This is a genomic window from Anabaena sp. 54, assembly GCF_017355725.1.
Taxonomy (GTDB): Bacteria; Cyanobacteriota; Cyanobacteriia; order Cyanobacteriales; family Nostocaceae; genus Dolichospermum; species Dolichospermum heterosporum.
The window spans coordinates 37,396-63,554 of sequence record NZ_JAAVWA010000002.1 but is presented as its reverse complement, the minus strand read 5'-3'; the positions used below and the strand labels follow the sequence as shown (position 1 = coordinate 63,554).

21 protein-coding genes and 3 pseudogenes are annotated in these 26,159 nt (G+C 40.5%); 10 read left to right on the top strand and 14 right to left on the bottom strand.

Annotated elements, in window-relative coordinates; translation table 11 throughout:
* Nucleotides 1–772 precede the first annotated feature (772 nt).
* On the top strand, nucleotides 773–2,086 hold the full coding sequence (locus tag HEQ36_RS02765) for an IS1634 family transposase (protein ID WP_081424133.1): 1,314 nt from the start codon (nucleotides 773–775) through the stop codon (nucleotides 2,084–2,086).
* 585 nt (nucleotides 2,087–2,671) lie between these two features.
* Here HEQ36_RS02765 and HEQ36_RS02760 read toward each other — a convergent pair.
* Together HEQ36_RS02760 and HEQ36_RS02755 are read right to left on the bottom strand one after the other, a co-directional pair.
* Entirely contained in the window at nucleotides 2,672–2,983 is a 312-nt protein-coding gene (locus HEQ36_RS02760) for a helix-turn-helix transcriptional regulator (protein ID WP_039203067.1), read from the bottom strand.
* Complete coding sequence (locus HEQ36_RS02755; protein ID WP_168637183.1) at nucleotides 2,970–3,374, bottom strand: type II toxin-antitoxin system RelE/ParE family toxin; 405 nt, start codon at nucleotides 3,372–3,374, stop codon at nucleotides 2,970–2,972. The genes HEQ36_RS02760 and HEQ36_RS02755 overlap by 14 nt, the downstream gene beginning before the upstream one ends.
* Nucleotides 3,375–3,583: 209 nt before the next feature.
* Between HEQ36_RS02755 and HEQ36_RS02750 the strand changes: the two genes are divergently transcribed.
* Complete coding sequence (locus HEQ36_RS02750; RefSeq protein ID WP_160290008.1) at nucleotides 3,584–3,739, top strand: hypothetical protein; 156 nt, start codon at nucleotides 3,584–3,586, stop codon at nucleotides 3,737–3,739.
* Between the two features lie 238 nt (nucleotides 3,740–3,977).
* Here HEQ36_RS02750 and HEQ36_RS02745 read toward each other — a convergent pair whose 3' ends face one another.
* The 3 genes from HEQ36_RS02745 to HEQ36_RS02735 all read right to left on the bottom strand — a co-directional run bounded on the left by HEQ36_RS02745 (nucleotide 3,978) and on the right by HEQ36_RS02735 (nucleotide 9,028).
* Nucleotides 3,978–5,537 carry a DUF4335 domain-containing protein gene (locus HEQ36_RS02745; protein ID WP_168637182.1) on the bottom strand — a complete coding sequence of 520 codons (1,560 nt, stop codon included), beginning with the start codon at nucleotides 5,535–5,537 and terminating at the stop codon, nucleotides 3,978–3,980.
* A 71-nt stretch (nucleotides 5,538–5,608) separates the two neighbouring features.
* Entirely contained in the window at nucleotides 5,609–6,211 is a 603-nt protein-coding gene (locus HEQ36_RS02740; RefSeq protein WP_168637181.1) for a DUF3038 domain-containing protein, read from the bottom strand.
* Between the two features lie 303 nt (nucleotides 6,212–6,514).
* Nucleotides 6,515–9,028, bottom strand: a complete 2,514-nt coding sequence (locus tag HEQ36_RS02735) for an endonuclease MutS2 (protein ID WP_168637180.1) — start codon at nucleotides 9,026–9,028, stop codon at nucleotides 6,515–6,517.
* 542 nt (nucleotides 9,029–9,570) lie between these two features.
* Here HEQ36_RS02735 and HEQ36_RS02730 point away from each other — a divergent pair.
* Both HEQ36_RS02730 and HEQ36_RS02725 read left to right on the top strand, forming a co-directional pair.
* Nucleotides 9,571–9,945 carry a hypothetical protein gene (locus tag HEQ36_RS02730; protein ID WP_168637179.1) on the top strand — a complete coding sequence of 125 codons (375 nt, stop codon included), beginning with the start codon at nucleotides 9,571–9,573 and terminating at the stop codon, nucleotides 9,943–9,945.
* A gap of 32 nt (nucleotides 9,946–9,977) precedes the next feature.
* Nucleotides 9,978–12,440 carry a caspase family protein gene (locus tag HEQ36_RS02725; RefSeq protein WP_168637178.1) on the top strand — a complete coding sequence of 821 codons (2,463 nt, stop codon included), beginning with the start codon at nucleotides 9,978–9,980 and terminating at the stop codon, nucleotides 12,438–12,440.
* A gap of 24 nt (nucleotides 12,441–12,464) precedes the next feature.
* On the opposite strand, the pseudogene HEQ36_RS02720 reads toward HEQ36_RS02725, so the two are convergent.
* The 4 genes and pseudogenes from HEQ36_RS02720 to HEQ36_RS02705 form a co-directional block, all read right to left on the bottom strand.
* Nucleotides 12,465–12,752, bottom strand: a pseudogene (locus tag HEQ36_RS02720) (Uma2 family endonuclease); the annotation flags it as partial.
* A gap of 161 nt (nucleotides 12,753–12,913) precedes the next feature.
* A pseudogene (locus tag HEQ36_RS02715) lies at nucleotides 12,914–13,276 on the bottom strand (transposase); the annotation flags it as partial.
* Between the two features lie 35 nt (nucleotides 13,277–13,311).
* The gene (locus tag HEQ36_RS02710; RefSeq protein WP_168637177.1) at nucleotides 13,312–16,365 is read right to left on the bottom strand and encodes a DUF4114 domain-containing protein; all 3,054 of its coding nucleotides are present in this window, start codon (nucleotides 16,363–16,365) and stop codon (nucleotides 13,312–13,314) included.
* 616 nt (nucleotides 16,366–16,981) lie between these two features.
* A pseudogene (locus HEQ36_RS02705) lies at nucleotides 16,982–17,086 on the bottom strand (Uma2 family endonuclease); the annotation flags it as partial.
* Between the two features lie 124 nt (nucleotides 17,087–17,210).
* On the opposite strand from HEQ36_RS02705, the gene HEQ36_RS02700 reads away from it, so the two are divergent.
* The 5 genes from HEQ36_RS02700 to HEQ36_RS02685 all read left to right on the top strand — a co-directional run bounded on the left by HEQ36_RS02700 (nucleotide 17,211) and on the right by HEQ36_RS02685 (nucleotide 20,413).
* Nucleotides 17,211–17,933, top strand: coding sequence for a pyridoxine 5'-phosphate synthase (locus HEQ36_RS02700; protein WP_168637258.1), 723 nt, complete (start codon nucleotides 17,211–17,213; stop codon nucleotides 17,931–17,933).
* A gap of 427 nt (nucleotides 17,934–18,360) precedes the next feature.
* On the top strand, nucleotides 18,361–19,080 hold the full coding sequence (locus HEQ36_RS02695) for an ester cyclase (RefSeq protein WP_168637176.1): 720 nt from the start codon (nucleotides 18,361–18,363) through the stop codon (nucleotides 19,078–19,080).
* Nucleotides 19,081–19,233: 153 nt separating this feature from the next.
* Nucleotides 19,234–19,563 carry an MgPME-cyclase complex family protein gene (locus HEQ36_RS02690; protein WP_168637175.1) on the top strand — a complete coding sequence of 110 codons (330 nt, stop codon included), beginning with the start codon at nucleotides 19,234–19,236 and terminating at the stop codon, nucleotides 19,561–19,563.
* 96 nt (nucleotides 19,564–19,659) lie between these two features.
* Entirely contained in the window at nucleotides 19,660–19,806 is a 147-nt protein-coding gene (locus HEQ36_RS25950; protein WP_367272392.1) for a hypothetical protein, read from the top strand.
* Entirely contained in the window at nucleotides 19,748–20,413 is a 666-nt protein-coding gene (locus HEQ36_RS02685; RefSeq protein ID WP_168637257.1) for a hypothetical protein, read from the top strand. Before HEQ36_RS25950 ends, HEQ36_RS02685 begins: the two co-directional genes overlap by 59 nt.
* 46 nt (nucleotides 20,414–20,459) lie before the next feature.
* Here the strand turns inward: HEQ36_RS02685 and HEQ36_RS02680 are convergent, their stop codons facing one another.
* The 3 genes from HEQ36_RS02680 to folD form a co-directional block, all read right to left on the bottom strand.
* Entirely contained in the window at nucleotides 20,460–20,915 is a 456-nt protein-coding gene (locus HEQ36_RS02680; RefSeq protein ID WP_015079166.1) for a divergent PAP2 family protein, read from the bottom strand.
* Between the two features lie 93 nt (nucleotides 20,916–21,008).
* Complete coding sequence (gene crtE / locus HEQ36_RS02675; RefSeq protein WP_053538324.1) at nucleotides 21,009–21,947, bottom strand: geranylgeranyl diphosphate synthase CrtE; 939 nt, start codon at nucleotides 21,945–21,947, stop codon at nucleotides 21,009–21,011.
* A gap of 218 nt (nucleotides 21,948–22,165) precedes the next feature.
* The gene (gene folD, locus HEQ36_RS02670; RefSeq protein WP_168637174.1) at nucleotides 22,166–23,041 is read right to left on the bottom strand and encodes a bifunctional methylenetetrahydrofolate dehydrogenase/methenyltetrahydrofolate cyclohydrolase FolD; all 876 of its coding nucleotides are present in this window, start codon (nucleotides 23,039–23,041) and stop codon (nucleotides 22,166–22,168) included.
* A gap of 289 nt (nucleotides 23,042–23,330) precedes the next feature.
* On the opposite strand from folD, the gene HEQ36_RS02665 reads away from it, so the two are divergent.
* Nucleotides 23,331–24,362: a hypothetical protein gene (locus tag HEQ36_RS02665; protein WP_039200963.1), complete on the top strand. Its 1,032-nt coding sequence runs from the start codon at nucleotides 23,331–23,333 to the stop codon at nucleotides 24,360–24,362.
* Nucleotides 24,363–24,509: 147 nt separating this feature from the next.
* On the opposite strand, the gene HEQ36_RS02660 is transcribed toward HEQ36_RS02665, so the two are convergent.
* Both HEQ36_RS02660 and HEQ36_RS02655 read right to left on the bottom strand, forming a co-directional pair.
* Entirely contained in the window at nucleotides 24,510–24,800 is a 291-nt protein-coding gene (locus HEQ36_RS02660; RefSeq protein ID WP_039200962.1) for a 4a-hydroxytetrahydrobiopterin dehydratase, read from the bottom strand.
* 361 nt (nucleotides 24,801–25,161) lie between these two features.
* Complete coding sequence (locus HEQ36_RS02655) at nucleotides 25,162–25,923, bottom strand: Uma2 family endonuclease (protein WP_168637173.1); 762 nt, start codon at nucleotides 25,921–25,923, stop codon at nucleotides 25,162–25,164.
* Between the last annotated feature and the right edge of the window lie 236 nt (nucleotides 25,924–26,159).

Sequence of the window (26,159 nt, the reverse complement as noted above, 5' to 3'; positions counted from 1 at the left end):
AAACATCAAAACTATGTTCAAAAATAAAGGCAAAAAGCCAGACATTATAAAAAATACCTAAAATGTTAATAAATGATGCCAGTATTTATTACGGGATAAGGGTTTTAGTTGTATCTTGGGTAATCTGTTGACAATCTTTTATGATTATGTCAACATATAATAAATATGATAATGGCCAGGTTTGTGCAAAAATTCCATAATTCCATTGACAGTCATCCACATTGAGTGCTACTCTTAGAACGTGGGTGTAATAGAGCTTTTTACTTATACATCTATACATTCATTAAATTAAATGCCAGCCTAGCTGGTAGCCACGCTGACAGTCATTTTTAATATACTTTTTCTGATTTTGGCGAATCAGGAACTCCAATTCCTTAGAACAAATAGGAGTCAAATTCATTATGGCACAAAATGCCGATCTTCAACCACTTCATTTTGCAATCAGCAACTTTGAAGTTTTGGAACCCACATTCCGCACCCCCAAGTGTCACACCCCAAGAAAACCGATATATTTAGTACATAAGAACTAATACCTGTGAGGGGTGATTAAAATTTATTGAGGCTAAATAGGAATAATTACTATTAAAGCAGATATATAGTCAATAAAACGACTAAGTACGAAATTTTGATTCTGAGGTGATTGTAATGGAAAACCTAGTCCAGAATCATTGAAAGCTTTATCCTCAATGACTATAAAAAACTAAAAAAACGTTTTAAATCAACAGAAAAATGAGAACATGGTAACAGATACTTATATGGAGTTTCTGTTACCATGTTTAGTACAAAAGACCTGGAATTGAAGAAGATAGACCATTTAGGGATAGTAGCAGGAATAGTAGATTCAATAGGGATTGTAGAAATAATTAATAATTTAGTAGGTTCAGAGCCAGGAGAAAAAGTCAGTGCAGGTCAGGTGGTAAAGGCGATGATTTTGAACGGCTTAAGTATGATGTCACAGCCGTTATATATGTTTCCAAAATTCTTTGAATTAATTGCTTGTGAACATTTAATTGGTGTAGGAGTAAAAGCAGAATATCTCAATGATGACAAGCTGGGGAGAGTATTAGATAAATTATTTATAAAAGGACTAGATACAGTATTTTTAGCCGTCAGTTTAAATGCAGTAGAAATATATCAGATATCACTCTCATCATCACACTTGGATTCAACATCATTTCATGTACATGGAGAATATGAAAATAGTTTACCATCAGTAATATTTGAAGATTCAAAAGAATCAGGTTCATTAGAAAAAGAAAATGAAGAGAGTCAATCACCTCAAGCGATAAAGCTGACTTACGGTTATTCTAGAGATCATCGTCCAGATTTAAAACAATTTATTACACAATTAGTATGTTCAGGAGATGGAGATATACCAATATATATAAAAGCAGTATCAGGGAATGAAGTTGATTCTAAAAAATTTGGAGAAATCGCAGTTGAATATCAGAAAAGAATACAAGTTGATAGTTTGATAGTAGCAGATAGCGCATTATATACAGAATCAAATATCAAGTTAATGTCGAGTCTCAAATGGTTAACCAGAGTACCCTTAACGATAAAATCAGCAAAAAACTTAGTGATGAGTTTAGCAGAATCGGAATTTGTTAAAAGTGAAAAAGCAGGATATTCTTATGCCGAGAAGAAAATAACTTATGGAGATATAGAGCAAAGATGGTTAATCGTACAAAGTCAAGATAGAAAAAAATCTGACTTAAAGAAATTATCAAAGAGAATAGAAAAAGCTTTGACTAATACTCAAAGTAAGTTAAAAAACCTATCGCAAGAAAAATTTGCTTGTGCGGCTGATGCTAGAAAGGAATTAACAAAAATAAGTAAAGAATTTAAATATCATCAAGTAGAAAATATTGAAGTTATCGAAAAAAGTCCTAAAATCAAAGAAGAAAATCAATTAGGAAAGGCCATAAACAATCCAACTATGCGGTGGATATTTCAATGTTTTCAATCAGTTCATCTTGTGACTTTTCAAGGAAAAAGAGAATTTTATAATTTGACATCAGAAATGAAGTACATTCTCCTATTCCTCCCAGAAGCTTGCCGTAATTACTACAGATATATAAGTTGATTTATCAACATTATTAATAGTTTAATTATACAATTTGACTCATTGATTTTATTAATGAGTTTAAGTTTTAATGCTGTTTTTAAGTTTATTTCTAGAAGGATATAAGTTATGATTAAGTCTTGATAGACTAACAATAAAATTATATTATATTTTCTGCCAGAAACCACCCTCATTCTTTATTGCTTCTTATTGAGAATGTATCTGAATCAATTTTCCTATCTAAAATTTGTTTTTTTATAGATAAATGTATTCTTTTACTCATTTTTCATCAATTTACCTCCGTAATCACCGTTTGTGACAGTCAAGGGTGCGGAATGTGGGTTATAGATAACGAAGATATACACCTTCACCACATTGATGGCAATCACAATAACCGGAAACCCAACAATTTGATTGCAGTACATCAATCCTGTCACCAATATATCCACACCAGCAAAAGGGAAGCCTGAGACTGTCGGGAGCCGGATACACGGAAACGGGTATGTCCGGTTCTAATTGGGAGGGGCGGGAGATAATACTCCCCCTCGACCTAACTCAATACCAAAAAGGCTGAAAGTTTTACTTCACCTTACCCTGTGCCAGTCACTATGCAATTTGCTGCTCATCCATTGGAGTCAGATGAATTACTAACCGCTGATTAAGAGCATGAGCGATTTTTTGCAGCATGGAAAGAGAATGTCCTTCATAGTCAGCATCTTCTAGCCGTGCAATTACTGGTTGTTTTGTGCCAATCAGTTCAGCCAACTGTTTCTGCGTTAACCCAGCTTTGGTTCTGGCTTCATATATTAACTGTGCCACTTCTGCATTAATGGTAGATACCGCTACCATTGCCTCAAGTTGAGGATCAGTACGAGTCATCTTGTCGATAATTTTAATCGCATCCTTAGTCTTGGACATCATCATCATCATCATCCTCGTGGTAAGTGTGCGCTTCTGGGCTTTCCTCAAATAAACGCTTTCGCGCTATCGCTCGTTCGATATCAATTGCTGGTACTGCTGCTTGTTCTTTCGTAATGGCTTGTGCCAGAATCGCCACGTTTTGCCCATGAAAGAAGTACAAAATCCGGTACTGGACACGAATATGCTTTGCCCGCAATTCATAAATTCCATCTCGCAGGTAATCCGCTCCAGGGCGACGCAGTTCGTATCCTAATGCCGCAAGCTGCTTGATGCGGGCTATACAGTTTGCATATCCTTTGCGGTCTTCTTTTAAAAGTCGCGTCAACCATTCCAGAACAGGTACTTCCCCATCCTCCTCCTGGTAAAAAACAACCTGGGTTTCAGGCACTGCACACTCTCTCACTATATCAATATTGTTATTATACACCAACTCGGATACTTTGGCACAATGACCTCTATGTTGGACTGGTTGCGGACGAGTGTGGGAATAACAGTTAAGCCAGGAACTAAAGGCATTATGATTAAAGGTCAAAACAATACTCTGCCGGCTTTGCTCGTTTGGCTGTAAGGTTTATCCTGAGAGCAGTTGCGACATCCTTGAAGCCTACAAAGAGTATCAACCGAGACTACGCAAAGAAGAAGAATCGCCCCCAACTAGAAAATGAGGCGATAGCGAAGCGCTCTGTAGGAATCGCCAGTAGACTAGAAAATCTGCTAAGTCCAGCGATCGCTGCTTATACTCAAAACGGCTAGAAGCTGGACTTTTTTATCATACAAAGAATAAGTTCAAAGCCTCTCCAGTATTAAATATTATTCCTTTTCCCTCTCCTCTTAGGAGAGGGTTAGGGAGAGGTGCAAAGGAGAGGTTTACCAGAGGGGTTTCATATTTGGTTAAACTATGAACCGTTTGCAGTATAAATTATTAATAATGGTGCGTTACGCTGTCGCTAACACACCCTACTGTAGAGTACCAAAATCAAATTTTCGATGATTATGGTGTTTCTGGAAATGTTTGCACTTTGCTATCAGGACTGAGGATAACTCGGATTCTCAAGTTTTGCCCAGCTTTATTACTAGAAACAAAGGGTTTGCCAATTTCGGGAATACCACTACTATCAATGTATTCTCTGGCGACTTGATTTAATGGTAAAATTCTTTCGATTTTGCCGTCAATACTCAATGTTAAACTATATTCTAGAGTTTGAGAAAGTCCGGTTGGTGGTTGCCAACGCTTGTTGAGGTATTCTCTCGCTTCTGCTATTTGAGGTGTATCAAATAACGTTTTATTATCAGTAGATGGGGTATCTGAGGTGGGTTTGGTTGCGGTTCTTAATCTGCTTGCTAAACTATCTTGATTTTCTGTTGGAGATGGCTGTTGTGGGGTAGTATTTCCGGCAACACTTGGCAATAATTCCGCAGCAGCAGGGGTGGGAATTAGGTTAGGAATATTACTCAAATTGTTGTTGGGGATGGTGGCAATAGACTGGGATGGTTGGGTAATCTCAGATGGTACATTCTTGGATTTGGGGGGATTTATTCCTTTTTTATTGGGAATAGTTGAAGCATTGGGGATGGCTTTTGTTACTTTTGTGATGTTGGCATTGGGGATGATGCCTGGTAGGGGAACTTGTGAAGTTAGGGGATAGGAGGAAGTATCGGATGGTATGGTTAATGGCGGTTGAGATGTTTTTGATGGTGCGGCTGGGATGGTTGCATTAGGAAAGGAAAGGGGTGGTGCGGGGGTACTCAGGTTAGGAAGTGGTGGTGTTAGTTGGGGTTGAGGGGTGATTAACGGCAGAGACGGTGTTGGTATAGGATCTTGTCGAGTAGGTTCTATAGCAACTGGTTCGGGAGACTGGAGGGCGTTTTTGGCGACTTTCTGGCGATTTTTCTGAATGTTATTGGCATATTGCCAGGTGAATGGTGTTAAACCGGCTGCTAATACTAAGACTGCGGCGATAGGGGCCCACTGAGGTAGACTCGGTTTAATAATTTGATGGCTGGTAGTTGGTAAGACGACCATATCAGATGAGTATTCGTCTAAAGCTGTTGCTAAATCAAATAGTTGTAGTAAACTCAGTTCAATTACTTGTCCAGATGTTTCGTTAGCAAGATCACCAAAAAAGAGTTGATGAGTTAAATTATGACTGGGTTTTAAATATGCTTTTGTTTGGGAAGTTTGGGTTTTAAAGGATGGGATATTTTGGGTAGGAAGGAGAGATGGGAGAATGTCTGTTAATTCTGGTTCTGATGTTGCGTGGGGATGATCACTGCCTAATAAGGTAATACTAAAATCTTCCGCAGATTGTTGCAGAAGCTGTTGAACGTAGGTGGTAACGACATCACATAAAATTTCTAGTTGCTGGCGATCGCCCTCAATGAGGATTTTACCTGCTTCTGGTAGTCGTGGATCATCAAATCGCAAGCTAAAACTGAGATCACTAATCACAGTTTTGTCTGTCCACCTGGACAAAGGGGAGTTTTGCGCCGATATTTCTAATGTACAGGTCGGGGGGGTGTAGCGACGAATTACAGAATTTGATGGAGACATAACAACAATTGCAAAGAAAAAAAATAGGTATTTTGGATTTTAGATAGGGAATGAAAATCAAAAATCGCTAATTATTTTGTGGAAAGGTCTATGAGTGCTAACCACAACCGCCGATGTCCACCAGATGCACTATAAAAGAGTAAATTTATTAACAGTTTGAGGGCGAGGTTGGTAAGCAAATCTGTTGAAGTTGCTTCTTCCTCTTCCATCCGGTCTTGGTAGGTATTACAAAAAGCGTCTATATAGTCTCCTAATAGGGCGGATTGGTGAGGTTTTTGCTTATTTGCTGTCAATTGTTCTAATAAACCTACAGCCCGACGAATTAATTCTTGGTGTTGTTTGGCGAGATGGCAGATAATGAGAACTAGCGATCGCGCTTCTTCCACATCTAACTTTTTCCGTCCCCCTTGACTTTTGCGGAGGGGATTGGATTGCCGTAATCGCCACAATGCTACCCGATCTGGTACTTTGGATTCTAAGTTCAGACTAGCTGCGGCTGACAGCATGGCTTCTGAACCAATACCAGTTAAGGTTTCTAGGGCTAATAGCACTAAATCTAACTGAGTTTTAATATTTTCCCATTGAGTTGTGTTTGGGACTGGGATTTGGTTTAAATCCTCCCAAGGTGATTTTGGTATAGTCGGATTAGCGGTTGAGTGCATAACTTTTAGCATAAATGATCAGGCTGAAAGAAGTTGTGACCAAAAATATGGGATACAAGCCCCGTTCTTCTAGGATGGCTTTATGGGAAACTAGATATAGTCGCCATAGGGCATTAGGAGACTATAAACGAACGTCGAGGGATGGTAAGACTAAATCGAAATAGCACAACCCAATGAAGCGTTAAGGAATCCTCGGACTGATTGACGAGGAGGTATGTCAATGTTACCTATTTGGAAACGAGATTGGGAATGGGTAATTGGTGATTGGGAGTTATTTCTCCCTGCCCCCTGCCCCCTGCCTGTTCCCTGTTCCCTTTAGATATGAGCAATAGTAACACCAGTACCACCATCGGCTTGTTCTGCTGGTTCGTAGTGGGTAACTCTGGGGTGTTGTTGTAAGAAAACGTGGACTCCTTGCTTGAGTTTACCAGTACCGTGTCCATGAATAATCCATAGGGGGCCAGCGGCTTCAGAAATAGCTTTATCTAAGATGTATTCGGCATCGGCTACTCGTTTTCCGCGCAAATCCACAGTATTTTTGGAGGTACGAATAGCTGGGGCTGGTGGTGGTGTAACTATCGTTGGGGCTGGTTTTGGTTTAACTATGGGTTCGGGTTTTTGTCCATCTAAGGATTCTATATCTTGGAGTTGGACTGTCATTTTCATGATGCCAAAACGGACGTTAAAGTTGCCGTCAGCATCAGGAATTGTTAAAACTTCGGCGGTTTGTCCTAATTTGGGAATTCGTACGCGATCGCCCACTTTCGGCATAAACCCAGGCTTAGGTTTAGGTGGTGGTGCAGGTTCGTATTTTTGGGCAATTTGACTTAGGGATGCAGTGGCTTGTTGGGCATCTTGGGCGTTAGGTGTGCCTTTTTGCAAGCGGCGGATTACTTGGGCAATTTCGCCTTTGGCTTGGGTAATTGCTTGTTGAACGGCGATTTCTTGGGAAGCCCGCAAATCTTTTTCTCTGGCTTCTAAGGACGCGGCTTTGTCAGAAACTTCTTTATATAATCTTTCGGCTTGACGTAATAATTTTTGGGCTTCGGCGGCTTTGGTTTCCTGATTGCGACGTTGGGCTTCTAAACCGGCGATAACTTGGTTTACTTCGTCTGTGGCTTCTCCCACTTGAGTTTTCGCTGCTGCTACTACCTCTGGTTTTAAGCCTAAACGCAAGGCAATACTCAGGGCGTTAGAACGTCCAGGAATCCCCCACAATAGACGGTAAGTGGGTGAAAGTGTGGTTTCGTTAAATTCTACGGAAGCATTTTCAAACCGAGGATCTTCGTATTTTAATGCCTTGAGTTCGCCAAAGTGGGTACTAGCCATTGTTAGCTGGGTATGATTGGCGAGATATTTCAGTAAAGCGATCGCTAATGCACTTCCTTCAACGGGATCTGTACCTGCACCAACTTCATCAAGTAGAACTAGGGACTGGGGACTGGGGATTGGTAGTTTTATTTCTTCTTCTTTCTCCCGACTTCTGGGCGGGGTTTCCCCGCCCCTACTGACTTCTGACTCCTGACTCCTGACTCCTTCTTCTTTTTCTTCCTGATTGTTGGGCGCAGGCCCTGCGCCCCTACCTCCTGACTCTAATGCTTCTAATATTCGACTAATGCGGCGAATATGTCCTGAAAATGTGGATAAACTCTGTTGTAAAGATTGTTCATCCCCAATATCAGCTAAAACTTGCGAAAACCAAGGCATTTCTACGGGTTCACGGGCGGGAACGAATAAACCCACCTTGGACATGATAGCGGCTAATCCCAAGGTTTTTAAGGTGACAGTTTTTCCACCTGTATTGGGTCCGGTAATTGTAACTACCCGAATTTGGGGACTAATTAACAAATCTACAGGTACGACGGGATTTCCTTGTTCATGCTGCTGTTGCCAGACTAGCAAGGGGTGGCGCAGATTTCGCAAGGTGATAATTTCATTGTCTTCTCGATTCACAAAACGTGGGGGATTAGAACCTATCCACAGACTGTAACGGGATTTGGCAACTGCTAAATCTAAGGTGGTGACAATAGCTAATAATCTTTCTAAGTCTGGGGTAACTGCGGCCACCTTCTCTGTTAAAGTCCGGCGAATTACTTCTGCTTCAGTTTGTTCTTTTCTGATGACTTGCCGCAGTTGATTACCCAATGGTACGACACTATTAGGCTCTATATACAGGGTTGCACCACTGGTAGAGGTGTCGTGAACAATGCCGGGAATTGCGTCCTTTTGGGGGGCTTTAACGGGGATAACAAAGCGATCGCTTCTTTGAGTAATTAACTGTTCTTGAACAGCGCCCGATTTAGCTTGAATAATATTTTGGAGTTTTTGGGTGATTTGTCCGCGAATTTTCCGCAATTCTATGCGAATTTCCCCCATTTTCTGACTAGCACGATCAGTTACTTGCCCCCGTTCATCAATACAACGGTGGATTTCCTGTTCTAATTCGGGGTAAGTTCGCAATTGGGAAACTAAATCGGATAAAACGGGGACATTTTCTTGATTATCAATAACACGACGTAAATTTCTTGTTCCTGCCAAGGTAGTAGCGATCGCCAACAGTTCCTCACCAGGTAAAATACTTTGGAGTATTGCCCGTTCCAGGGAATCACCAATATCCTGTATTCCCTCAAACGACAACCCTGGATGTAAACGACTTTCCAGTTCGTAAACTTCTTTGGTTTGCGCTAATAACTGTTCACTTTCTACCTGAGTCTCAGGAATCGGCAGGTTACGCGCAACTATCGCCCCTAACTTAGTTGCCGCAAAGGTGGAAAGGTGCTGGCACAGACGGGGCCACTCTAGTAATTCTAAGGTTTCAGATTGGATCAAGGTTTCAATAACAAATCTGAAATTATCGTAACAATTTTAGCCCCTAGAAGACTACATTTTCCAGGATTAAATTTTCCGGTGTCCATTCGTGGGGGAAGCACGGGGAGAAGAGAGGTAGAGGAGGTAGGGGGGTAGGGGAGGTAGGGGGGTAGGGGAGGTAGGGGGGTAGGGGGGTAGGGGAGGTAGGGGAAGTAGGGGGGCAGGGGAGGGAAGAACAGAAGTTTTTTCCGTCAAACCCACATTCAGCATGAGTAACTTAGAGCTTTCTTAAGTAATTGGACAAAAATATTTACAGTCATTGCGAGCGAAGGGAAGCAATCACAACCCTTGGAATTGCTTCATTTCACTTCGTTCCATATGGCTAACGCCACGCAACGCTTACGCAATGAAATTGTGTAATTAATTCTGTCTCACTACTTAAAGTATTTGATTATGGAGGTAATTGCTGAAAATTTAGAAAAATTTCCGATTTTATCCCGTATTATTACAGACAAGCATATATCATAATAATCAACTCTTTAAAAAAACTTCTCAGGTGCAATATGAGTTCAGAATCCCATGTTAAATTCACAATTACTCTTTTCAATCCAGATTTCGATGCAGAGGAGCAGGAACGGGAAACACGAAATCTGCTGGGAGAAATTAAAGACTTAGATGTGGAAAGTGCTGGATTTGTAGAAGTGACAGAAATACCAGAAGGAGCTAAATCTGTTGGTGGTTTTTTAGTCGGGGCTTTGCAAGCTGAGGTCACTATTAGTAATTGTTATAAATTGTTGGCATGGTTGGGCGGCTTGGGTAACAAAAGTATTGAATTGGAAGTTGAAGTCAACGGAAAAAAGGTGAAAGTGAAAGCCAATGGTCAGAAAGAACTAACAGCAGCACTGGAATTAGCACAAAAATTTATCGCAGCTAACTAAGAAATTACACAATATAAGGAAAGAATAACGAGATGGCGAAAATAGCCCTACTAATTGCAGTTAGTGAATATGAATCTGGACTGAACCCATTGCCAGCGACAATTAAAGATGTTGAAGCCATGCAGCGAGTTTTACAAAACCCAGAAATTGGTGGTTTTGAGGTGGAATGCCTATTAAATCCTGATCCTCTGCAAATGCAAACAGCTATTGAGAACTTGTTTTTAGGTAGTCAAAGAGATGATATTGTGCTGCTTTATTTCTCTGGACATGGGATTAAACATGATAATGGCAAACTTTACTTTGCTACTAAAAGTACCCGGAAAAATGAACAGGGAGAACTGAGTAGAGCCTCCACAGTTTCAGCCGATTTTGTCCATGACATCATTAACGATAATCGTAGCCGTTCCCGAAGACAGGTCATAATTTTAGATTGCTGCTTTAGTGGTGCTTTTTCTCCTGGTACTAAAGGTGAAGATGATATATCTTTGAATTTTGAGAAGGTTCAATTGGGTGGAGAAGGTCGAGCCGTTCTCACATCTAGCACTTCAACTCAGTATTCTTTTGAATCTGTTTACACTCAATATTTAGTCCAAGGAATTGAAACTGGTGAAGCTGATGAAAATAATGATGGTTTTATTTCTGTTCATGAATTACATCAATATGTTCAAAGAAAAGTTCAAGAAGGTAAACATGAAATGAAACCGCAGATTCAAGCGGTGATTAAAGAAGGTTTTAACATTATGCTAACTAAAGCACCTATTCACAACCGGGAAGATATATATAAGGGAATAGTTAAGTCTTGGATAGGTGATAATGGTCAGATTTCTGATACCGGACGTGTGGCATTAATTGAGCAACAAAATCGGCTAGAAATAGAACCTGACAAAGCTACTGCAATTGAGGAAGAAGTTTTAAAACCCCATAAAGATTACCTGAGAAAATTGGATGTATATAAGACAGAATTTCTCAGGATAACCCAGGAAAATAATCCGACTAGCGAGATTAATCATGATGAATTAAAAAGGCTACAACAAGAATTGAGATTGAAGAATGAAGATGTGGACAAAATTAACAATCGTAAAATTTCCCCAATCCCTCCACTGAAGAAAATTATTCTATATTTGCCTAAGATCAATCTTTTACAATACGTAGTAGTCGGCATGATTGGAATAATGATTGGTTATGTATTTCGACAACCACCTATTGCAAATTCCTGTGATAAAGAGACATATAACTTGAATGACAGAATTAGTTTAGGTGAAAAAATTCTCTTAACACAAGATAAAAACCCAGATAAAGAAGCTGGAGTTAAAGCATTTTTAGATGGTGATTGTAAAACTGCTATTGAGAAGTTAAATTTATATCGCAAAGCTGAACCAACAGACCCAGAAGCATTGATTTATCTGAACAATGCTAAAGCTCGTGAGAATAGAAATCGGCTCAAAATTGCTGTCAGCGTACCCATTGGTACTGAAAAGGGTATAGCGGAAGAAATGCTACGCGGTGTGGCACAGGCACAAAATGAGGTGAATAATAAGGGTGGTATCAATAATAAAGCTTTATTAGAAGTAGTAATTGCTAATGATGATAATGATGCGAAGATTGCTCCACAAATTGCTAGTGATTTTGTCAAGGATAAGAGTATTTTGGCTGTAGTGGGACATAATTCTAGTCGTGCTTCTAAACCCGCATCCGCAGTATATCAACAATCAGGGTTAGTGATGATATCTCCTACTAGTTATGCCGAAGATCTGACTAGTAGCACTACATATATCTTTCGCACTGCTCCTGGCATTGAAACGATAGCAAAGAGCATTTCTGATTATGCGATTAACAAGATGAAGAAAACTAACTTTCTCATCTGTACTGATCAAAATCCAGATAACATCTCGTTTAAAAAGAATTTTGACAACTTGATAGGACTTCGTCGGGTTAACCCCACAAAATGCGAGATTTCTGTCCCTACATTTGACCCTAACGCAGTCATTTCTGAAGCTAAAAATAGTGGTGCGGATGCTTTGGTATTAGCTGTATACATAAATAAAAGTAGGGACACAGAAAGGAGAGGTAGAGCATTGGTAAAAGCTAATAATTTCCAGTTAAGTTTATTTAGCACTTCTGCTGTGGTTACAAAAGAAAGTTTAGAGGAAGGGAAAGACATTAATGGTCTAATAACTTCTCTACCTTGGCATTCCACAGCATTTCCTGATAATCCCTTTGTGAAAAATGCTAATCAATTGTGGAAAGCCCCAGTAAACTGGCGAACTGCAACATCCTATGATGCAACTAAAGCGATTATTTTAGGTTTGCAAAAAAGCAGTACCCGTTACGAACTACAACAGACGCTGAGTGATCCGAAATTTTCAGTTGATGGTGCAACTGGACAAATTCAGTTTTCATCAGGTAATCGTAAGGTTGGATATGATCCTACTTTCCCCATCAAAGTTCAACAAAACTCCACCACTAAAAAATACGAATTTGTGCCAATTCCTTAATTTTACAACTTTACTAAATAGCAATTACAAATTATCCCTAACCCAATTCCTAAAATTCCGCATAGCCTGACTTCTCCCAATAGTCAAACACTGCTGCACATACTCATTAACTAATTCAATAATGGGAATATTAGGAAAATTAGGACTAGATTGAGATTTTATATATTTCCCTGACTGTAACAAGAAAATCTCCAACCCTTGTTGTTGATATCGCCACAGTTCAGTAACTCCCAAAATCTCATAATTCTCAAATCGAGTCCGAGAAGTAATATCAATTTCAATAGCCAAATCTGGTGGTGGATCTATATTTAACCTGAGTTCGATGTAAATAAAAAGTCTAAAAGTACGTAACAGCAACAGTTCTGTCAATAAGTATTGGTTATTGAGAATTAAAGCCCACGCCAAAAAGTTCTCAAAAAATTAATTTTTTGAAATGTATTTACTATTAGGTAATATTGATATTTAATTGGTAATTAAGCTAATAAAACTGGTAAGGTTTCAATTTCATTTTCATCAAATCTTAAAGAAGGTTTTTTAGGTTGCCAAGTATAAGCTATTATTGCAGCAACAACATTAACCATGAAATTAGTAACACTTCGATGTCGAGAATGAGCAAGTTGTGAAATATTTTTGAGTTGGTCATTAACAGTTTCAATTAAAGAGCGTTTTCGGAGCATTAATTTCTCCTCCAGGGACAAGAGCTTATTCCGCATATTTTTCTTGAAAGGAGTGATTAATTTGAGTCCATTAGACCAAAGTTCAAGCCAGAGTTTTTGAGAAATATATCCTTTGTCTCCAAATATTTTCCCAAATAAGTTCTTAGTCAAAGTGGGAACAGGTTTTCGGTCACACTAGAACAAAAGAACGGTAATCAACTGCCAACAGGGTTGAATTTAGCCTGAATCACAATGTCGTTAAAGTCAAAATCACCGCCACCATGCAGATCTTCAAATCCCCAGGTGTTGTTGCCCAGCAGTCGAATATGATCCACCTTGTCAGAATTGGCTCCAATATAGGCAAAGTAGGCTAGAGGGGCGCTATCCTGATTGCTTAATGCCTGTTCCATCGTGCCGTTGGCAATAATGAAGGGGGCATACAGATAGCCACCTTCCCAAGTACCAGAAGTCCCTACAGCTTGGGAAGCAAAGTGAATCCCGTAATTTTGGCTACTGCGGAGAGCCACTTGTGTGTAATTAACATCACCTGGCTTGACTAACATTCCCGTTAGCGGATCAAGCACTGCACCTTGAGGATTTTCAACACGATAGAAACCAACTGTATTGGCAAAGGCAGCTTCACTGGCCACAACAGGGAAAACTGCCTGTACAGACTGCCCAATAAAATTATACAAATTCACTAATTCCCGTTCATGCTGACCTTGAAGGGTAATTCCGATAGATTCCTCTATTTCCGTGGGTTTCAAGGACAATTTGAGAAGCGAAGATTGATCGCCCTGAGTCTTGAACTCTAGTTGGAATAGGTTTTCTCCAACGTTTTGGAGGCTGAAAGAATTTGGGGGTTGTCCAGGTGTGGGAGAACCTAACAACACTTTATTTGCGGCGTTTGGGTTATTTAGAACTTCATCTGTCGTACCGTTTTGAACCAAGTAGAAGCCTAACCGTTGATTGCCCAGCTTCGATAATGTCCGGGTAGGATTCGTTACAAAGCTATCGGGTAATATGGAAAAAACTACCTGAGCTTTTTTCAAAGCTGCCTGAATATAGCCCGCATCTTCCGGCATTAGTCCCTCAACTCGACCCTGTTCATCATCAACGGTAAAGACTCCAATTTCATGCACACTAAAGGGTTGGAGTTGTTTATCTGTGAGAGTTACTTCCAGTTTGGCAGCCTTGGCATTGCCGTTGAATTGTAGGAAACGATTAGTAAAATCTGTGGAGGTTTGCGTCAAGCTGAAAGGTTTCATCTCGATATCAAGGATAGCGCGTTGGGACTGTTCCGAGTAAAACTTGCCATCTGTGACGCGAAAATCAAAGAAATTTGTGGAAAGGCTACCTTTGGCGGCGGTGTAGGTGAGTAAGCCTGCGTGAATGTCTTCTACAGCAATCTCGGTCTCTTCGGTAATTTCTTGACCTTCGAGTTTGAGGCTGCCTTTGCTTGCCCCAATAAAGACCTCAAGGGGACTGACGATAACAGATTTGAGCGTATCATCGGTGTCGCCCTTGATGAAGGGGAAGTCAGACACTTGAAGCACATACTCACCATCTTCAGGAATTGAGAGGGTAAAGCTTTTGGTGTCAACTGGGAAGATATTGTCAGCAGTGTAGGTTGAGTTATCGAAGTCTTCTTGTAGAGCTTTTGAAGAGAAGAGGTCGTTGTATTCTTGGACGGTTATGTTATCAAACTCGCCTTCATAAATTTGATTGAGCTTATCTTCAACAACTTCCATAAGCCGCTGTACTTTCCCATTCACTCGATAAACATCGCGAAAGCTATCTGGTTCTTGATCGTCTAGAACGGCTTGGTAAGCTTCAATGGCAAGATTGCGCGATGCTTCTGATATCACCGTTGCCATGAAATCGCGCTTGTCGAAATCCAGGCTTGAGTTGATTGCGTCAAACCAGTTCATAACCAACTGGTAGAATTGGTTATTAATCCCTAAGTTGTTTGCATCGTTCAGTTTAGGATCGAGGAGTGAATCGGCTAGCAGGTCAAGCACTTGGTTAATAGGTTGCTCTGTAGCTAATCCAAAAAGTTCGGTGATGGTTTCGATTTGTGCGCCGATTAAGTACTCATAAGCTTCTGGACTGAGAAAAGTCTTAAGATTAACAATGCCTTCATCCAAGGTGTCGTCCTGTATGAATGCTTCGATGTCGGCGTAGGTTCGATCTTGGATATCAAATGAACCATTGCTATCAAACTCAAACTCTAGGTTGGGGTCAAATATGCTAATCGTGGTAGGATCTGGATATTCTAACGGTTTTTGGGGATCATTCGGATCGGGATGATAACCCACCAGTTGGACATTGGAAGCGGGTTCAAGGTAGCGATACCACCGCTCTTGAATTAAGTCATTAGTCGTTTTGACGGGATCGGGAATGGTTGGATCAGCTAAAAGTCGCCGAGCCATACGCTCAACTAAGCTGGTAAGAGGAGTGACGGTTGTAATGTTGGGGTCTGCAACAGCCGTCAGAATTCCTTCATTGGGTACTTCCGCAGCAGAATTGAATCCCCCAATCATGGCTATCCGCCCCTCATTCAGGTCAATTTTGTCATTTTTGTTAACGTCAATCTGAGCAAATTCATCATCAGTAAGAAACAGATTACCTACACCATTCCGATCTGTAGTGGTTGTCGGTTCCCCAGGATCAGGAATTCCATTCAGGTTTGTATCTAAGAAAACTGTTCCATTTTGGACATAACCCTTCTGATAAACATAACTAAAATTCCTACTAGAAACTCTCAAGTGATCAACTATATTGTCGTAAGAGAGGGCTGAAAAATTAGGAGAATAAACACTAATAAGCAAAGACTTTCCTAGTCCGGTGGCATATACTTGTTGTATTTTTAATGAAATGATAGTCCCAAGATTTTGTCTAGTCACAACAAATCTGAAACCATTCCGAGATACTGCCTCAGTGTCAATTTCAAAGAGAAATAATATCTTTTGGTTGTCAGCGTCAACTACTTCGTAAAAAGAGTTTATATTATTGACACCAAATAGTTTCCCCAGATAGTCTTTTGTGTAATAAAATTCGTTTAGATCTGCTTCTCCATTAAGTATTAATTTATCGCGTTTGAAGGCAATAACTGAGGAACCCAAATTAAGAAGCTGATCCGCTTTTTCTTCATTCACACTCATCATTCCACGCAGGATGAGACTATCTAACAAACTTATACTGATGTTTCTATCCAAGTCGAGAAACTGCTGTACGCGTTCACCAACCGAAAGCTGTGTGTTACTCATTAGAATTACCTCATGTAAAAAGAAGATTAGGATTTTAACAAATGGCTAAAGGCTAATACTTGGAGTAGGTAGTTAGCACTTTTAACCCAAAAACTTTGATAGTGCAAGAGCAGTAAACACAAGAGAATTTTTTTATTCCTAGTCTGCATCTTGGGAGAATTTAGACATGAAAATTCCTGTGATTGAAGCAGAACCTGTATTTTTTCACCAAAACTTAACGTGGTTTTCTTCCAACTAATTCCCGCCACGTCAAACAAATCGTAATAGCTTCATTTTGATTCGTAGATCACATCATATTCAACTATCCCCTATTAGACAGATACATTCCTCCGTATTATCTCATAGCTTTTTTCAGAAATCAATGCCTTAGGAATGAGGATTAAATAAAGTGCAAATCTTGTTAGATGTAATCTAACTAATGTTAGACGGTCGTTATCAAGAATTGTAAGTTAATAAATCCACGTTCCTTAGCCAACCTGAGTTCGATATAAATAATCATCCTGAAAACTAATTATATCAGGCTTTTCTCAATTAGCAATGATTATTGACAATAAATAAACAAGAGAAAAAAATCCAAAATTGAATATTTTGGACTCACAATTTAATTGCATGAAATTTCTCCCATTTCTTCTAAAATATTTTCTAACTGCTGCCAACTAATATCCTTAAGTAACATTTGTTGACCAGGATTGACAATAATTTGTTGCAGTTCTAAAAGCATATCGCCTCAGAGATTATCCAAGTTTTTAAGAATTATCTTTCTTTATAATATGACCATTCACCGCACAATTGATATTTCCTGTAAAATTAACATCAAAAGAACCGTTGAACAGGAGAAACCAGGCGTGCCTACACTCGGTGTAAATATTGACCATATCGCTACCATTCGCCAAGCACGGCGGACAGTAGAACCAGATCCCATAGCAGCAGCAATACTAGCAGAATTAGCAGGTGCTGATGGCATTACCGCCCATTTGCGCGAAGATAGAAGACATATTCAAGATCGAGACGTGCGGCTATTGCGGCAAACAGTGAGAACCCATTTAAACTTAGAAATGGCAGCAACCCCAGAAATGTTAGCCATAGCCCTAGATATCAAACCCGATTATGTTACCTTAGTACCGGAAAAGCGGGAAGAAGTAACAACAGAAGGTGGGTTAAATATTGTCGGACAAATTGCTAGAATAGGAGAGATAGTTGATAAGTTGCAAAATTCTGGCATTCCCGTAAGTTTGTTTATTGATGCCGAACCACCACAAATCGAGGCATCTGTCAAGGTAAAAGCCAAATTTATTGAACTGCATACAGGACAATATGCGGAAGCCAAAGACGAAACAACTCGCCAAAAAGAACTAGCTTTATTAGCCCAAGGCTGTGAACAAGCCATTAAAGCAGGTTTACGGGTGAATGCAGGTCATGGACTCACATACTGGAACGTTTACCCCATTGCTGCAATTCCAGGCATGGAAGAACTCAACATCGGTCATACTATCATTAGTCGGGCAGCTTTAGTAGGTATAGAAAGAGCAGTTCGAGAAATGAAAGAAGCAATGCGGGGTAATTGGTAATTGGTGATTGGTAATTGGTAATTGGTAATTGGTAATTGGTAATTGGTAATTGGTAATTGGTGATTGGTGATTGGTGATTGGTAATTGGTAGTTGGTAGTTGGTAGTTGGTAATTGGGAAATATATTCCCCCTACCTTTTGCCTCTTTGGACTAGTAGTTCGTCAAATTTATTTTGACGGGTAATGATCGGAAAAAACTTCTGTTCTTCCATCCCCCACCTCCCCCACCTCCCCCACCTCCCCCACCTCCCCTACCTCCCCTACCTCCCCTACCTCCCCTACCTCCCCTACCTCCCCCACCTCCCCTACCTCCCCTACCTCCCCCACCTCCCCCACCTCCCCCACCTCCCTGCTTGACAGACTACTAGAGGGGTTATAGCTGCGTAATTCCAGAAAATTAGAGTCACATTTGGAAACTTCAACCTACGATGAATTCTCAACAGTCTAACAACTTGCCCCTATGGGTACAAGATAGAGACAAGGTAATTGCAGCCAGCACTGATGCTCAATGGCGCAATCAAAAATCTCCTGACTATAGCCGTTCTCAGCAAAACCTAGCAAAAGAGAGTATCCACCATCATCTCGAAGGTACACTGGAAGCTATCGTCGAAAACCTGGTGAGAACCTTTGAAATGGAAGTGTCATGGAAAACTAACCCCGAACAGTGGTTATCTATCGTCAATGACAAATTCCGGGTAACAAGCAATGGTGGTCAAGAATACACCGCTGCCGAATTAGGTAAATCAGGTACTTATAATTTATTTATGGCTGATTCTGAACATTACAAAGCTTCAGAGGAAAGTTTTGAATCATCCCATGATATCTTTCATAGCACCTTTCCTCAAGGATTTCCCTGGGAAGTATTGGCAGTTTATTCTGGTCCTCCCAATGTTACATTTAAATGGCGACACTGGGGACATTTTCAGGGTAAGTATAAAGATTATGCACCCACAGGGAAAACAGTTGAAATTATCGGTATGAGTATTGCTCATGTCACCGAAGATTTAAAAATTGTTTCCTTAGAACACTATTTTGATAATGCCCTATTTTTAGAAAGCCTGACAGCAGGTGGCAAACTAGAAAATAGTGAAAATAAGAGCGGTGGTTGTCCTTTTGGTTCTTGGTTTCAGGGATTAAAGAAAAGTTAATCGCTCAGGGTACAGATTCAACACTGTACCCTAAAATTATAGCAGATCCCCGACTTCTGTTTTCATGATGTTAATAAATGATGAATTAATACTAGAAGTCGGGGATATTACCGCAGTAACCTAAAATTATAGATTAGTCAGCAAGCAAAGAAAATGCAAACATACTATTACGTTTTGGCCAGTCAACACTTTCTTATGGAACAAGAACCAATAGACGAAGTTCTCAAAGAACGGACTCGTAACTATCATGAACAAGAAAAAGAAATTGATTTTTGGTTAGTTAAGCAACCCGCTTTTTTAGAAACACCAAAAATGGCAGATATTAAAAAGAAATGTCCCCAACCTGCGGCAGCCATTATTTCCACCAATTCGCAATTTATAACTTGGCTAAAACTGCGGTTAGAGTATGTGATTACTGGAGAATTCTCCGCCCCTAGCGACACTATACCAAATCCATTAGCATCCCTTACCACAACTTCTTAATAGGGAACAGAGAACGGGGAACGGGGAACGGGGAATATATAAGAATTTCACCTCTTCCCCAATGACCAATGACCAATGACCAATGACCAATGACCAATTACCAATTACCAATTACCAATTACCAATTACCAATTACCAATTACCAATTACCAATTACCAATTACCAATTACCAATTACCAATTTATGCAAATATTAACAATCTTACCAAGTGCCTTATTACTAGCAGTTACTCCCTTAATTAGCAATATCAATCCTGTTATTGCTCAACAAAATCTTACTAATTGTCAACCACCAAATGCAGGAGAATATTTATTATTAGTAGTAAGTCCCACAACTGAAAATCAAAAGCAGTTGCGTAGTGCATTACCGACTGAATTAAAAACAGTTATTTGCAAATATAATAATCAAACAGTAACGCGAATTGGTGGGTTTAAAAATATTGATGATGCCAATCGCTGGGCAAGGTATATTCAGAATATAGTTGGTTTATCTGCCATTATCACCACTCGCGCTACCCAACAAGCACCTCAACAAGCACCTCAACAAGTACCACAAACAACACCAAAATTACCAACTTCAAAAATTAGCTATAACCCCAAAATATTAGGGGAAGGTTATGCAATTCTGGTTGATTATTTTAACCGTCCAGAAATGGTTAGTAGCCTGCAAAAATCCGTAGGAGGTGATGTGGGTTTTGTCTCCTATGGACAACGCCCTTACCTGTTGGCAGTTTATACTACCAACCAAAAAGAAGCATATAATACATTACAAAAACTCAGCGAAAGCGGATTTGTAGCCATATTAGCAGATGGTCGGAAAGTAGTTTTACTGCGCTCAACCGTCCGTTAAGAGTTAGTTAACAACTGACCACTGACGACTGACAACGAACAACCGACTAATAAACAGCCCGTGCTAACCAAGAAATAGCTACACCCAAAACTGAACCAGCGATAACTTGAACTGGTGTATGTCCTAATAATTCCTTGAGACGGTCTTGAAAAAAGTCCGGTTTTTCATGGAATAATTCATCAATCATTTGATTGAGGATTTTTGCTTGCTTACCAGCAGCTTGACGCACTCCAGCGGCATCATACATAACGATGATAGCAAAAACTGTAGCTAGAGCAAATTCTGGGGATGCCCAACCTAAAGTTTGACCTACACCGTCTGCTAGGGCTGTTACTAGGGCTGAATGGGCGCTGGGCATACCTCCAGTAGTTACTAAAACACGCACGTTTAATTTACGATGTTTGACTAACTCAACGATAAGCTTTAATCCTTGAGCTACAAAACAAGCTACAAGCGCAACCAGCAGCACCCGGTTGTTAACAATTTCGCCTATGTCCTGCATGGTATTTTGGTGAAGTTAGTAAGTGTAAGCAGTGATTGTATGGAGGAAAAACGGCAGTAGAAGCCAAAATTTAGTTAAAATCCACAATTGGGCTTAGTTATTGCGGTTGATGATAAAGTGAGCGAGCGCTTGCAAAGGAATGGCTTTTTCACCATAGGATTCTAATTCAGCACAAGCTTCAGCAACCAGTTGTTGGGCTTTGGCGCGAGATTCTTCAATTCCCCACAGACTAGGATAGGTAACTTTCTGGGCTGTGAGGTCTTTCCCAGCGGTTTTACCCAACTGCTCTTGGGTAGCAGTGATATCTAGAATATCATCAATGATTTGGAAAGCCAGACCAATATTTTGAGAATAACGAGTTAATTTTTGCACATCTTCAGCGGATGCACCAGCAATAATTCCCCCACAAACTACGCAAGCTTCTAACAGGGCTGCTGTTTTATGATTATGAATAAAATTCAGGGTTTCTAAGGAAATATCGGATTTACCTTCGGATTCTAAGTCTACTACTTGACCACCGACTAAGCCAGCCGCGCCTAATGCTTTACCCAGACGAATGATGACTTGTAATACTCTATCTCTGGGTACATTTGCAGGAGTTTGGGCGGCTACGTGTTCAAAGGCTAAAGCCAATAAACCGTCTCCTGCCAAAATAGCGACATCTTCACCATAAACTTTATGATTTGTGAGTTTACCGCGACGATAATCATCATTATCCATTGCGGGTAAATCATCATGAATCAATGACATGGTATGGATCATTTCTACGGCACAGGCTGTAGGCATGGCCATTTCTATTGTGCCACCAATCATGTCAGCAGTAGCGAGACAGAGAATAGGACGAACTCGTTTACCTCCAGCTAAGAGTGAGTAGCGCATGGCTTCATAAATCTTTTCTGGATAAACGACGGTAATGGAATTGTCCAAAGCCTGTTCGCAAAGCTGTTGTCGTTCTTTGAGATAGGTAGCGAGGTTAAAACTAGCCGATTCTGATTTTTTTGGGGTTTCCAATCTTTTATCCGTTGCTACCATGCTTTGTATTCCTCTTGACTTTTGAAAATATTGGGTTGTTTGTGATCTATGTACCAATTTTATGGGGGTTTGGGGCGGAAACACTCACAGGATTTTAGATTTTGGATTGAAAATCTTAAAGAGTTTCAAGTCCCCGAATTTGTGCGGGGAATAAATCTAAAATCCGCTGTTGATTCCCGTTGTACTGAGGAATCATGAATATTCATAAAAATTATTTCTCAGTTGCCTGTTGTTTGTAAATAGCTAGAAACAGTATTTTGCAATAACATGGCTACTGTCATCGGACCAATACCACCGGGAACAGGGGTAATATATTCTGCCACATTAGCGATCGCTTCAAATTGAATATCACCAACTAACCGACTTTTGCCATTACTATCTGTAACCCGGTTTATTCCTACATCTACCACAATTGCGCCCGACTTTACCATATCAGCACTAATCATGCCGGGAATACCGGTGGCAGCAATCAAGATATCAGCATTTTTGGTAATATCTTGTAAATCCTGGGTTTTAGAATGGGCAATGGTAACTGTAGCATTAGCTTCTAGTAGCATCAAAGCCATCGGTTTACCTACTAAAATACTCCGTCCTACAACCACAGCTTTTTTGCCCTGTAAAGGAATTTTATATTCTGCTAACAATCGCATCACACCGGCAGGAGTACAACTGCGTAAACCTGTTTCACCTCGCACCAGTCGTCCTAAGTTCACGGGGTGGAGTCCGTCAGCGTCTTTATCCGGTGCAATTTGATGTAATAGACTGACAGCATCTAAATGATTGGGAAGGGGTAACTGGACTAAAATCCCGTCTACTCTTTCATCTTCGTTGAGTTGGGCAATTACTTCCTCTAATTCAGTTTGGCTGGTTTGGGTAGGAAAGTGGTTACCGAAAGAGGCGATTCCGACTTTAGCACAGGATTTTTCTTTGTTACGAACATAAGCGGCTGAGGCTGGGTTATCTCCCACCATTAATACCGCTAATCCAGGCGATCGCCCAATTTTACCTTGTAATTTGGCAATTGTCTCGCTAAGTTCTTGCTGAATTTTATCGGCTAATGCTTTACCATCAAGGATTTTGGCGGTTTGTTTCATAAGGGAATAGGTGACAGGTGACAGAGAATTGTTTCTTATTTAGTGCTTACGCACAAATCACGGAATAACGAACCACAGAGTCACAGAGGACACGGAGAAATGAGGGTTTCAGAGATATTTTCCGTAAGTCCTGTTATTTTTGTCTGTTCTGCACTTTCGTCCCTTCATTTTCTCATTTTCCCAGTCCCCCTAAAATTTAATTTTTAAAGTACAATAATTACTCACCAATTTTCATGACGCAAGTTGCGTGAATATAAGCTAAATCGCATACCCCAACCAGCTATCCATCGTGCAAGATACCGACTCTATGAATGATATTGCTGCTGCACTCCAACAGCCAGCAGATTTAGACTTTGCATTACCTGATCCAGAAGATGAACAAATTCCTGAGTCCGATTTTTTACAACAACTTGATGTAGCATGGCAGGTATGCGATCGCTTTGATTTACAAACAGAAATTTGGCGTGGTCGCATTTTACGCGCTATCCGTGACCGAGAGAAAAAGGGCGGAGATGGACGCGGTGCGGGTTTCCTTAAATGGCTCAAAGAACGCGAAATCAGTAAGACTCAAGCCTATAGTTGGATTCAATTAGCCAATAGTGCTGATACCTTGATATCAGATGGCAAACTGAACCCAGATACGGTTAATAACTTTAGTAAACGGGCATTTGTAGAAACCGCCAAAGCGTCTCCAGAAGTACAACAGATGGTCAGTGAAGCTGCGGAGAAAGGCGATCGCATTACCCGCAGAGAAGTCCGTCAACTCAGCGACGAATGGACAGCCATGTCCTCCGATTTATTACCAGAAGAAGTCAGGGAAAAAGCGGCAGATAACAGTCTGCCACCGCGCTACATTGCCCCTCTGGTCAAGGAAATGGAAAAACTGCCCGAATTGCACCAAAAGGCATTACAAAGGGATATAGCCGCCAATCCTGACGTTGATACAGTCAAACAAGCCACCTCAGAAGCTAGGCAATTAGCTAAATACCTCAAATCTGCCGCCCAAGTGCAAGCCTTAATCGCCGAAGACGTAGATATTGAAACCGCCTTAGAAGAAGCCCAGAGAGTCGGTTGTTTAAGTATTGCTGCTGACTTGGTAAATCAGGCATCACAAATTGAACAAACCATTGGCAAATTGTATATGACCTGGAAAAAAATCAGTAGTTTAGCAGATAGATTATATGTAGATACTGGTGCAAGTACGCCCAATTTGCGATCGCTCCTCACCTGCATAGAACCTCTAGGAGGGGAAATCATGGAACTGCAATTAAGCGGGACAATAGAACACACAATTAGATTACAGATTCAGGAAACGAGTTAGACTCAACTTAAACATGAAAAAGGCGGTTAGAAACCGCATCTACACAAGCAAAACCCACCTACTTGGGTTCAAACCCTTAATTTTTCTTTATTAGTCCGCGCAGGCGGACTTTGTTTGTATAGCCGTGAATTATATTCGCCGGGGCTGTTACGGCGCTAATTCCTCCATTTTCTTTGCCAGTTCCACATCTAAATTGCTGATAGCATTACCGATATCGTGGGTAATAAGATTAACCTGAACAGTATTGTAAACATTAAACCATTCCGGGTGATGTCCAAGTTTTTCCGCGTGAACACCCGCACTAACCATCCAACCCAACGCCGTTGCAAAAGAGCTAAATTTATATTCTTTGTATAATTTGCCCTCTTTGATTTGCCATCCTGGTAAACTATTCAGGGCTAATGTTAGTTCGGTTTCGCTCAATTTTTGGGCTGCCATTTTTCTAACCTACACAGAGATTTATAGATACTAATCCTCTCTAATTATCATCTTTTTCTGTGTTTATGCTTCCATCTTTTGAGTAATATTTGCTGATACTTAGGGCTTGCTGAATAAACCTACAACCCAGACGCATGAAGAGTCTCATCTGTATGAAAGATAAATGAGGTGCAAGGAAAGTGTGATCATAGCATCAAAAATCGTTCAATTTTCCAGACTTGATATTACTTCTAACTTCTTCTAAATCCTCCTGATAGCGCGGCGTGGCGTTAGCCATACTCCTGATAGCGCGGCGTGGCGTTAGCCATACTTCTAGCCCTCACAGAAATTGTTCTGGGTTAAATTTTTCAGAGTCAGCAGTTTAGCCCTCTTCATCATCACCAAAATCAGGTTCAACACCAAGAGCGCGTAATTGTGCTGCTAATCTTTCTGCGCGTTGTCTTTCTCGCTCCCCTTGTTTTCTTTCCCGTTCTGCCGGTGTGAGAACCCAGTTACCTGACGCATCATACCAGCGTAACCACTGCCGTTCAATGCCTTGATAGACACCTTGCCACAGTCCCAAACCTAATTCAATATCATTTAGCCATACACGCAGTTGATTGATTTCCAATTCAGCATAACTACTTCCCTGTAACTGAAATGCTCTTAACTGGTCAGTGTAACGGTCAAAAACTAGATAATAGGGTACTCTTAAAACTCGTTCGTAAACTTCCCACTTAGTTGGAGGTTGACTAACATCTCGTAGGGTTCTCCCTAAATCTTCTTTTTCTGTTCCTGGTGAAATAAATTCTACCACTACAAAAGGATTAACGCCTTCTTGCCAAACCACATAACTCAGCCGCAGTTCTTTTTGTGCATACAACCTGGGGACATCAACGACAGCAAACCAGTCAGGGCGTTTATACCATAATGGATGATGAACGTCGTAGTAAAGATTTAAGTCTGTGGCGATAAATACCTGATTTTCCGGGAACTTTGACGGACAAAAAGTTTCCCGTAATAACTGCGGTTGTAAAAGATGAAATTCGTCTGGCAAACCGGGTTCCTCTGGATCTTCGCTAGGTAAATCATACATTGTCGGTAGGAATTCCTGAGCAGAACGCGGTGGGTCTGTTTGATACATAACGGCTGCAAAAAAGAAATGTCAACTTCACTATCAATACCTTGTCCATTTTCTGTAGGTTGGGTTAAGCGACAGCGCAACCCAACAAATGCGTTGGGTTTCATGCTTCAACCCAACCTACAAATCTAAACCTGGGAGAATTATCAGTTATCCTGTTGCGGTAAGTTCTAAATTTAAGTGTAAAATTGCTCGTCTGTAAGGTGAATAATTAGCGATATGTTTAGTACATACGTACT

What these genes read in the sequence shown, in the direction of transcription:
- HEQ36_RS02765 (WP_081424133.1), top strand. Translation starts at nt 773, where the DNA reads ATGTTTAGTACAAAAGACCTGGAATTGAAGAAGATAGACCATTTAGGG.
- HEQ36_RS02760 (WP_039203067.1), bottom strand. Translation starts at nt 2,983, where the DNA reads ATGTCCAAGACTAAGGATGCGATTAAAATTATCGACAAGATGACTCGT.
- HEQ36_RS02745 (WP_168637182.1), bottom strand. Translation starts at nt 5,537, where the DNA reads ATGTCTCCATCAAATTCTGTAATTCGTCGCTACACCCCCCCGACCTGT.
- HEQ36_RS02740 (WP_168637181.1), bottom strand. Translation starts at nt 6,211, where the DNA reads ATGCTAAAAGTTATGCACTCAACCGCTAATCCGACTATACCAAAATCA.
- HEQ36_RS02730 (WP_168637179.1), top strand. Translation starts at nt 9,571, where the DNA reads ATGAGTTCAGAATCCCATGTTAAATTCACAATTACTCTTTTCAATCCA.
- HEQ36_RS02725 (WP_168637178.1), top strand. Translation starts at nt 9,978, where the DNA reads ATGGCGAAAATAGCCCTACTAATTGCAGTTAGTGAATATGAATCTGGA.
- HEQ36_RS02710 (WP_168637177.1), bottom strand. Translation starts at nt 16,365, where the DNA reads ATGAGTAACACACAGCTTTCGGTTGGTGAACGCGTACAGCAGTTTCTC.
- HEQ36_RS02695 (WP_168637176.1), top strand. Translation starts at nt 18,361, where the DNA reads ATGAATTCTCAACAGTCTAACAACTTGCCCCTATGGGTACAAGATAGA.
- HEQ36_RS02690 (WP_168637175.1), top strand. Translation starts at nt 19,234, where the DNA reads ATGCAAACATACTATTACGTTTTGGCCAGTCAACACTTTCTTATGGAA.
- HEQ36_RS02685 (WP_168637257.1), top strand. Translation starts at nt 19,748, where the DNA reads ATGCAAATATTAACAATCTTACCAAGTGCCTTATTACTAGCAGTTACT.
- HEQ36_RS02680 (WP_015079166.1), bottom strand. Translation starts at nt 20,915, where the DNA reads ATGCAGGACATAGGCGAAATTGTTAACAACCGGGTGCTGCTGGTTGCG.
- crtE (WP_053538324.1), bottom strand. Translation starts at nt 21,947, where the DNA reads ATGGTAGCAACGGATAAAAGATTGGAAACCCCAAAAAAATCAGAATCG.
- folD (WP_168637174.1), bottom strand. Translation starts at nt 23,041, where the DNA reads ATGAAACAAACCGCCAAAATCCTTGATGGTAAAGCATTAGCCGATAAA.
- HEQ36_RS02660 (WP_039200962.1), bottom strand. Translation starts at nt 24,800, where the DNA reads ATGGCAGCCCAAAAATTGAGCGAAACCGAACTAACATTAGCCCTGAAT.
- HEQ36_RS02655 (WP_168637173.1), bottom strand. Translation starts at nt 25,923, where the DNA reads ATGTATCAAACAGACCCACCGCGTTCTGCTCAGGAATTCCTACCGACA.